Origin of the sequence: Trinickia sp. (genome assembly GCF_051961175.1) — a bacterium.
Taxonomy (GTDB): Bacteria; Pseudomonadota; Gammaproteobacteria; order Burkholderiales; family Burkholderiaceae; genus Trinickia.
Genome location: NZ_JBQCDN010000418.1, coordinates 1 through 9,004, shown reverse-complemented (window position 1 = coordinate 9,004; position 9,004 = coordinate 1). Strand labels below are relative to the sequence as shown.

Here is a 9,004-nt window from a genome sequence, read left to right as displayed (position 1 = left end):
TTTACCGGGGGCGTCAGTTTTCTTTTGATGGGGGGTTTTTTCGTCGGGTAAATGGTTTGGGGTCTTGGGTTGGTGTTGGGGGAGAACGCGCTTTGAACGCCTAATTCGTGGGGTTGCGCGTGTTGCCGTGGGCCGCGCGCAACGATTCCACGCCGGTTTGCCTCGATGGCGAGACGGTGCTCGATTTCGGCACCTTCAAAGCGCGCATGGCGCACTACGCGGGCTGGCTCGGGAAGCAGACGGGACAGCGCATCGCCGTTTGCCTCGACGATCCGTTCGAGTTCGTCTGTGCCTTGTTCGCTGTCCTGGCGTGCGGCAAGGAGCCGATCGTTCCGTCGGCCTCCGCCCCGGCCTATTTAGCCATGCTTGGCCCGTGCTATGACGTGCTGCTGACCTCCGCCCAGTTGCCTTCGATCAATGCTTGCGAGGCCGCGGCGCTGCCGCAACGAAGCATCGACGCTGAGTCGCCGTTGACGCTGTACACGTCCGGCAGCAGCGGGGTGCCGAAGGCCGTGCGCAAGACGCTCGCGCAGTTCGATGCCGAAGTGCGCACGCTCGAGATGCAGTGGGGTGGCATGATCGGTGAGGCACCGATGCTGGCCAGCGTTCCGCACCGGCATATTTACGGTTTGCTGTTTCGCGTATTTTGGCCGCTGGCCGCAGGGCGGGCATTCGATCGCGAAAGTTGCGCCGAACCGCTGCAGTTGCAAGCGCGGCTCGACAAGGTTGGCCGCGCCGCGGTGGTGTCGAGCCCTTCGCAGTTGGATCGTTGGACCGAACTGCCCGGTTTCGATACGCTTTGCCCGGCGCCGTGCGTCTATTTTTCGTCGGGCGGGCCGCTTTCCGAGCAAACGGCCGATACCTATGCGCGCCGTTTCGACGCTGCCCCGGTGGAGATCTACGGCAGCACCGAAACCGGCGGGATCGCGTGGCGTCGACGCGATCGCACCGATGCCTGGCAAGCCGTGCCCGGTGCCGAGCTCAAATGCGATGAGCACGGTGCGCTGCTCGTACGTTCGCCGCATCTGGGCCACGATGACTGGCATCGGACCGACGATGCGGTGGCGTTCGACGAGGACGGCCGGTTCCGGCTCAAGGGCCGGCTGGACCGCATCGTGAAGCTCGACGGCAAACGTGTATCGCTGCCAGAGATCGAGGCGCATCTCGCGCGCCACCCGTATGTGTCCCAGGCTGCCGCGGTGGTGTTGCCCGGTGCGGTGCGCGACCGGCTGGGCGCACTGATCGCGCTGACCCGAGAAGGCTGCGCGGCGTTGCTCGCTAACGGGCGCATTGCATTGGCGAAGGAACTTCGCACGCATTTGGGCGAGTATATCGAGGCCGTCGTGCTGCCGCGTCGCTGGCGATTCTGTACCGCGCTGCCGTTCGATGCGCGCGGCAAATTGCCGGCCGCGGCCGTCGCCGCCGCTTTCGACGTTCGCCCGCAAGGCATGGAAGTGCTCGCACAGTTTACGCACGAAGACGTGCTCCACTATGAACTGCGCGTGCCTGCGAATCTCGTGCACTTCGACGGACACTTTCCGGGCTTGCCGATCTTGCCGGGGGTAGTCCAGATCGATTGGGCGGTGCAACTCGGCGCCAACCAGTGGCCCGAGGTTCGTGCGATGCTCGCCATCGAACGGCTCAAGTTCATGGCCCCCGTGCCGCCGGGCGCCCTCTTGCATTTGACGTTGGCTCACGACGTGGCGCGCCGCAAGATGCGGTTCGCGTTCCGTTTGGGCGAGCGTGACAGCGCGTCGGGCGTGATCGTCTATCGGGGGGCAGCGTGACTGTGCGAGCGGCGATCGTCATCCCGATCTACAACCACAAAGACGAAATCGGTGCGACGCTCGAGCGGTTGATGCCGCACGGGTTGCCGGTCTTCGTCGTCGACGACGGCAGCAACGAGGCCACGCAAGCGGTTCTCGCCGAGTTGGCCGGCCGGTGGTCGCCGATGATGTCGTTGTTGCGGCTCGACGTGAACGGCGGGAAGGGCGCCGCGGTGATGGCCGGATTGAAGGCGGCGCGCGACGCCGGCTTTACGCACGCCCTGCAGATTGATGCGGACGGCCAGCACGATGCGGCCGACGTGCCGCGCTTTCTCGATGCTGCGCGTGCCGCGCCCGATGCCGTCGTCCTGGGACGGCCCGTGTACGACGAGAGCGTACCCAAGGCTCGATTGTATGGCCGCTATCTCACGCACGTGTGGGTATGGATCGAAACGCTGTCGCTTGCCATTCCCGATTCGATGTGCGGCTTCCGGCTCTATCCGCTCGATGCGGCGTGCGCGCTCATCCATTCCGTGGCGCTGCCCACGCGGATGGATTTCGACATCGAGATCCTCGTGCGGTTATCGTGGCGCGGGCTGCGCTTCGTGACGATCCCGACGCGCGTGACGTATGCGCCCGGCGGTCTTTCTCATTTCGATGTGGTGCGCGACAACCTGCGCATCAGCAAGAGCCATACGCGCCTCGTCGTTGGGATGCTCGTTCGTTCGCCGCGCCTGCTCGCGCGCAAAGTACTGCCGCGTCAAACCCGGCCGAAGACTGACCTCGGCAATCAAGGACGCTGGTGGGATATCGCCGAGCGGGGCAGCCACACAGGAATGTGCTTGCTCACGCTTAGTTTGCGCCTGTTCGGCATGCGCGCGACGCAGCTTTGGCTGCATCCGATCGTCGCATACTTCGTGTTGACGGGACGCACGGCGCGACAGGAGTCGCACCGCTATTTCTCACGTTTGCGCGAGGCGTCGCCTGGGCAAACGACGCCGGCGCCCGGCTGGCGCTCGGCCTACCGGCAGATGCTCGCCTTCGCCGAAGCGGGTCTCGACAAATTTGCTGCTTGGACGGGCCGCGTGACGCACACTCACGTCGTCTTCGACGATCCGTCCGCATTCGAAGCGCTGGCGGCGAGCGGGAAAGGCGCACTCGTCATTGGCGCGCACCTCGGCAATCTCGAAATGACGCGTGCGTTGGCGGTGCACGGCTCGCGCGCCAAAGTGACGGCCATCGTCTACACGGAGCACGCACGGCGGTTCAACCGCGTCCTGGCTGGCGCGCATCGAAATTTCGCGAGCCGGATGGTCGAAGTCGCCGATTTCGGTCCTGAGACGGCGGTCATGATGCAGCAGCGCATCGACGACGGCGAACTGCTTGTGATCGTCGGCGATCGCGTGCCCGCGCACGAGGCGGGGCGCGTTGTCGAGGCACCGTTTCTCGGCGCCACCGCGCGGTTCGCCCAAGGGCCGTACGTGCTGGCGCATGCGCTCGGCTGCCCCGTGTATCTGTTCTTCTGCTTGAAGGAACGCGGGGGCCACCGGCTCTACTTCGAGCCGTTCGCCGAGCGCATTGCGTTGCCCCGCCGCGAGCGGGCTGCGCATCTGGCCGCTCATGCGCATCGGTATGCGGAGCGGCTCGAACACTACTGCCGCAAGGCACCGTTTCAATGGTTCAAGTGTGGCGAGTTCTGGGCGCGCCCGAGTGGAGAGGGCACTGGCCGAAGATGATGTGACCGCGCGGCGCAACGCACCCGCAACGCAAGCCGTTCGTTCGACGATCACGATCGGCGGCCGCCGTCTCACGATCGAGGATGTCGTGGCGATTGCCGACGCACGCTCGGGCGTCGCGCTGAACGACGATGCCGATTGGCGTGCGCGCATCGAGCGCGGCGCGGCATTTCTGCGCGCCCGGCTCGCGGCGGGGGCAACGGTGTACGGCGTCAACACGGGTTATGGCGATGCCTGCGTGGTCAGCGTGCCGCCCGAGCTCGTCGAGTTGTTGCCGCTGCAGTTGACGCGCTATCACGGCTGCGGCATGGGACGCCTGCTCGATCCGGCCGAAACGCGGGCCGTCATCGCCGCGCGTCTGAACTCGCTCGCCTACGGGTATTCGGGCGTGCGCGTGGCGTTGCTCGAACGGTTGGCCGATCTGATCAACTTCGACGTCTTGCCGCGGATCCCCGCGGAAGGCTCGGTGGGTGCGAGCGGCGACTTGACGCCGTTGTCCTATGTCGCGGCCGCGCTGGTCGGCGAGCGCGAAGTGGCGTACGGCGGGCAGGTCAGGGCGGCGTTTGACGTCTGGACTGAGCTGGGCCGCACGCCGCTGCAACTCGCGCCGAAAGAGGGGCTGGCGCTGATGAACGGCACGGCCGTGATGACGGGCCTCGCGTGCCTCGCGTTCAAGCGTGCTGCGCAGCTCACGCGGTTGGCTGCGCGCTTGACAGCCCTGTGCACCGTTGCGCTCGACGGCCGCGGGGCTCACTTCGACGCAACGATTTTCGACGTCAAACCGCATGCGGGGCAGGCGCAGGCTGCTGCGTGGATTCGCGATGATCTGGCCACGCGCGAGGACACGGCGGGGCAGCGGTTGCAGGATCGCTATTCGATCCGCTGTGCACCGCATGTCATCGGTGTCGCACAAGATGCGCTCTCGTGGGTGCGTCGCGATATCGAAAACGAACTCAATAGCGCGAACGACAATCCGCTCGTCGATGCGGACGGTGAACGCGTTCTACACGGCGGCAACTTCTACGGCGGCCATATCGCGTTCGCGATGGATGCGCTGAAGACGGCGGTCGCGAACCTGGCGGATCTGATGGATCGTCAGTTCGCGCTCATCGTCGACGACAAGTTCAACAATGGCCTGCCGCGCAATTTGTCGGGTGCGAGCTTGACCCGCGCACCGATTTGCCACGGATTCAAGGCGGTGCAAATTTCTTCGTCGGCGTGGACGGCCGAAGCGCTGAAGCTGACGATGCCGGCCAGCGTGTTTTCGCGTTCGACGGAAGCGCACAACCAGGACAAGGTCAGCATGGGCACGATCGCGGCGCGCGACTGCCTGCGCGTGCTCGAGCTGACGGAGCAGGTGGCCGCGGCCCACACGCTTGCAGCCGTTCAAGCCGCGCGGTTGCGGCTGTCGGTCACGCCGGGCTCGGCGCTGACCGAACCGCTCGCGGCGTTTGTCGAGCAAGTGGGCGCGCTGTCGCCGTTCGTCGGCGAGGATCGTCCGCTCGAAGCGGATCTGCGTGCGCTGACGCAGTGCATCGCCGATGGCGCGCTCGTCGGTGCCTGCCCGCCTGTCGCGTGGAACGAGGCGGTGCGCTGAATGGACCGGGCACGCTTACCGCTGAGCGCCAGTGCGCGCGTCGAAGTGCCGTTTCATGACGTCGATGCGATGAACGTCTGCTGGCACGGACACTATCTGAAGTACTTCGAGATCGGCCGCGCGGCGCTCCTGCGCATGTTCGATTACGACTATCCGGCGATGCAGGCATCGGGCTATCTGTGGCCGATCGTCGAGGCGCATCTGAAATACGTGCGCCCGGCGGTATACGGACAGGCGCTCGATGTGCGCACTGAACTGCTCGAATTCGAGAACCGCTTGAAGATCGGATACGAGATCGTCGATGTTGCTTCGGGCGAGCGATTGACGAAGGGCTACACGATTCAGGTGGCCGTCTGCGCATCGACGCGCGAATTGCAGTTCGTCTCGCCCCCGATCGTCTTCGAGAAACTGGAGCGGACATGGCCGCGATGACTCACCGTCTTTGGCGTTTCCTCGGTCACCCGATGCTCGCCACCCTCGCGGGTTGTGCGTTCGTCATGGCGGCGCCTTCGCTCGCCGCCGCTGCGGTTGCCTCGCAACCCGCAAGCAGTACGGCGGCGGACGCCGCTCTGGTCGCGCGCATCGCCGCGCAGTTGGCCGGCAAGGCCGGTGTGCGGGCGCAGTTTCGACAGACACAAACGCTGGCTGCGTTATCGGCGCCGTTGGTCAGCACGGGCACGCTCGTGTTCGTTCGCGATCGCGGCGTGATCTGGCGCACCGAGGCGCCTTATCGGGTCACGTATGTCATTGGCGATACCGGCGTCACGAAGATCGACGCGAGCGGTAGCCGTGCGACGCACGGCGCATCGCGCGGCGGCATGGCGCAGGTGTCGCTGATGATGCGTGCAATGCTCGGCGGCGATTTGTCGGCCCTCTATTCGCAGTTCGACGTGGCCGCCAGCGGCACGCCGGCACGGTGGCGCTTGACGCTGACGCCGAATCAGCCGCAACTCGCCCAGGCCTTGAAAACGTTGCGCATGGAAGGCGGCATGTTCTTGAATACGCTCGAGATGACGGCTGCGGGCGGCGATACGACGCGCATCGAATTCTCGGGCAGCGAAGGCATCGATACGCTGTCTCCCGCCGAATTGGCATTGTTCGGAGCGCACTGATGCAAGTTGCGCACGCAGCGTGGGGGAAACGGCGGCGCAGTATCCTGCTCGCGTGGGCAGCGCTTGCTTGCCTCGCGTTGACGTATTGCGTCTGGCGTTTCGCCGAGCCCGCGTTAGGCGTCGGAGCGTCGGTGCCCCCGCTGCAAACGAACCTGCTCGCGTTGCTGCCGAAGACGGAAGCCGACCCTGTGGCCGAGCAGGCGCTGGATGCGTTGGCATCGACGATGGGTGAGCGTGCCGTCTACCTGGTGACGAGCGACGACGCCACGCACGCCAAGGCGGCGGCGAGGGCGTTCGCGCAGTCGCTCGCATCGAGCGGTGCTTTTGGCGGCGTCGTCGCGCAGTTGCCCCCGTTCGATGTCACGCAGGTGGCGCGCTTTTATCTGCCGTATCGGTTCGGTTTGCTGACGGCGGGCGATCGCGCCGCACTCACGTCGGGTTCGGCCGCATTGCCCGATCTGCTCGCCGAGCGGCTGTTCGATCCGCTGCGCGCGGGGCTTGTCGCGCCGCTGGCCGACGATCCGTTCGGTTGGTTGAGCCGCTGGCTCGGCGCGCTGCCGCTGGCGGCAACGAACCTGGCCGTCGAAGACGGAATGCTCATCGCGCATCGCGGCACGGCCACGAGCGTGCTCGTTGCGGCGACGCTGTCCGGCTCGGCGTATGAGACATCCGTCCAACGCGCCGTACTCGAAGCAACGGCGAAGGCCGAACACGCATCGCAGCGCACATTTCCCGACGTGCGGATCGTCCATACGGGTGCGGTGTTTTACGCGGAGGCGGCAAGACGCGCATCCGAAGGCGATGTGCATCGGATCGGCGTCTGGTCGATGTGCGGTATTGCGCTGCTGATGCTTTGGATTTTCCGATCCGTCCGGCTGATCGCGTTGGGATTCCTGTCGACGGCGATCGGCATCGGGTGCGCGCTCGCTGCCACGATGGCGGTCTTTGGTCAGTTGCATCTGCTCACGCTCGTGTTCGGTGCCAGCCTGATCGGCGAGGCGGTCGATTACTCGATTCAATACTTCGTCGTGTATTTGAGTTCGGGACGGCAGTGGGATGCGCAGCGTGGCCTGCGCGAAGTGCGTCCCGCGCTGCTCGTCGCGCTCGCCACGAGTTTGCTCGGCTATGCCGTCCTCGCCTGGGCTCCGTTTCCGGCGCTCAAACAGATCGCGTGCTTTGCGATGGTCGGCATCGCCACCGCGTTTCTCGCTGTCGCCTCTCTGCTGCCGCTGCTGCTCGAGCGCGCGCCGCGCCGCACGCCGACGTATCTGTTCGGCGGCGCGGCCCGCCTGCTCGCTATCTGGCAAACGTTGCTCGACGGTCGCCGTGCGTGGTTTGCCGCCGCGCTGGTGCTGGCCGTGTCGGTGCCGGGGTGGCTGCGGTTGACGAGCGACGATGATATCCACTTGCTCATTCAGCGTGATCCTTCGCTTGTCGCACAGGAGCGCACCGTGCGCGAAGCGATCGGTGTCGACGATGACGCACGCTTTTTCGTCGTCAAAGGGCCGACGCCCGAAGCGGTGCTTCAGCGCTGCGAAACGCTCGGCGAGCGGCTGGATGCCCCGATTGCCGGGCACCGTCTGGCGGGATGGCAATCGGTTTCGCAGTTCGTCCCGTCGGCGCAGCGGCAGGCGGCTGACCGTGCGTTATTGGCTGCGACGGCGCTGCGCTCGCCCGACGCGCTGCGAGCGACGTTGGTTGGCGGCGGATTCCGCGACGAGGCGGCGGCGCGCTACCTCGACGCATGGACACATGGCAGTGCAGCGCCGCTCACGCTCGATGCGTGGCTCGCGACGCCGTGGTCGCAGCCTTATCGCCATCTTTGGCTCGGTGCCGTGCGTGATACAAGCGGGACGTCGTCTGCAGCCGCCGCGGCGCAAGGCTATGCGGCCATCGTGATGCCGCTCGGCGCGGGCGCCGCGCAATCGCAGGCGCTCGCCGCGCTGGCGCATACGTTGCCGGGCGTTGCGTTCGTGGACAAGGCCGGGAGCGTGTCGCGCCTGTTCGGTGCCTACAGGTTCGATAGTGCGCTGTGGCTCGCGGCGGCCGTCGTGCTGGTGTGCGCGCTGCTGATCGGGCGCTACCGCGTGCGAGGCGGTGTGCGGGTGGTCATGCCGGTGGTGCTGGCGGTCGCGATCGCACTGGCCGCGTTCGGCTACGCGGGCGTGCCGCTGACGCTGTTCAACTGGCTTGCCCTGATGCTAGTGCTCGGCGTCGGCGTCAACTATGCGGTATTCCTGCGAGAAGGTTGCGCACGCGAGGGCGCCGATCTGGGCGCGGTATGGACCGGCGTTGCGCTATCGGCCGCGACGACGCTGCTCTCATTCGGGCTGCTTGCCATGAGTGCCATGCCTGTATTGAAAAACTTCGGTGCCACGCTTGCACTCGGCATCGCCGTATCGGTGTTGCTGGCGCCGATCGGCATGCCAAGCGAAGGGGATTCCCGGTGAAACTGCCTCACGTTTATCTGCATGCCCTGGGCATGATCAACGCGCTCGGCGCCGATACGGCGGAAGTCGCGGCGGCGCTCGCGATCGGGGCCTCGCCGGGAATGGGCCGGATCGGCTTCGGCGGCGAACACGGTGCGTATGCCGGCACGGTGCAAGCCCGGCTGGATGTGGCGCCGCCGGTGTCGCTCGCCCATTATGACTGTCGCAACAACCGGCTCTTGCTTGCTGCGCTCGCGCAGATCGAGCCTGCCGTGCACGCCGCATGCGAGCGGTATGGCGCGGGGCGCGTCGGCGTCGTGCTCGGCACCAGTACGTCAGGCATCGGCGCCGGCGAGGCGGCGCT

At 66.1% G+C, this 9,004-nt stretch carries 6 protein-coding genes and 1 pseudogene; all 7 read left to right on the top strand.

The window, feature by feature from the left end; all coding sequences use genetic code 11:
- Window positions 1-107 precede the first annotated feature (107 nt).
- Window positions 108-1,787 (top strand): AMP-binding protein, encoded by a 1,680-nt coding sequence (locus ACTHL0_RS23720; RefSeq protein ID WP_440569426.1) that lies wholly within the window; start codon window positions 108-110, stop codon window positions 1,785-1,787.
- The gene (locus tag ACTHL0_RS23715; protein ID WP_440569425.1) at window positions 1,784-3,502 is read left to right on the top strand and encodes a glycosyltransferase family 2 protein; all 1,719 of its coding nucleotides are present in this window, start codon (window positions 1,784-1,786) and stop codon (window positions 3,500-3,502) included. The genes ACTHL0_RS23720 and ACTHL0_RS23715 overlap by 4 nt, the downstream gene beginning before the upstream one ends.
- A gap of 1 nt (window position 3,503) precedes the next feature.
- Window positions 3,504-5,099: an HAL/PAL/TAL family ammonia-lyase gene (locus ACTHL0_RS23710; protein WP_440569427.1), complete on the top strand. Its 1,596-nt coding sequence runs from the start codon at window positions 3,504-3,506 to the stop codon at window positions 5,097-5,099.
- The gene (locus ACTHL0_RS23705; RefSeq protein WP_440569424.1) at window positions 5,100-5,531 is read left to right on the top strand and encodes an acyl-CoA thioesterase; all 432 of its coding nucleotides are present in this window, start codon (window positions 5,100-5,102) and stop codon (window positions 5,529-5,531) included.
- Entirely contained in the window at window positions 5,519-6,211 is a 693-nt protein-coding gene (locus ACTHL0_RS23700; RefSeq protein WP_440569423.1) for an outer membrane lipoprotein carrier protein LolA, read from the top strand. Before ACTHL0_RS23705 ends, ACTHL0_RS23700 begins: the two co-directional genes overlap by 13 nt.
- Window positions 6,211-8,661: an MMPL family transporter gene (locus ACTHL0_RS23695; RefSeq protein WP_440569422.1), complete on the top strand. Its 2,451-nt coding sequence runs from the start codon at window positions 6,211-6,213 to the stop codon at window positions 8,659-8,661. Before ACTHL0_RS23700 ends, ACTHL0_RS23695 begins: the two co-directional genes overlap by 1 nt.
- A pseudogene (locus ACTHL0_RS23690) lies at window positions 8,658-9,004 on the top strand (beta-ketoacyl-[acyl-carrier-protein] synthase II); the annotation flags it as partial. The gene ACTHL0_RS23695 and the pseudogene ACTHL0_RS23690, both read left to right, overlap by 4 nt.

What these genes read in the sequence shown, in the direction of transcription:
- ACTHL0_RS23700 (WP_440569423.1), top strand. Translation starts at nt 5,519, where the DNA reads ATGGCCGCGATGACTCACCGTCTTTGGCGTTTCCTCGGTCACCCGATG.
- ACTHL0_RS23705 (WP_440569424.1), top strand. Translation starts at nt 5,100, where the DNA reads ATGGACCGGGCACGCTTACCGCTGAGCGCCAGTGCGCGCGTCGAAGTG.
- ACTHL0_RS23695 (WP_440569422.1), top strand. Translation starts at nt 6,211, where the DNA reads ATGCAAGTTGCGCACGCAGCGTGGGGGAAACGGCGGCGCAGTATCCTG.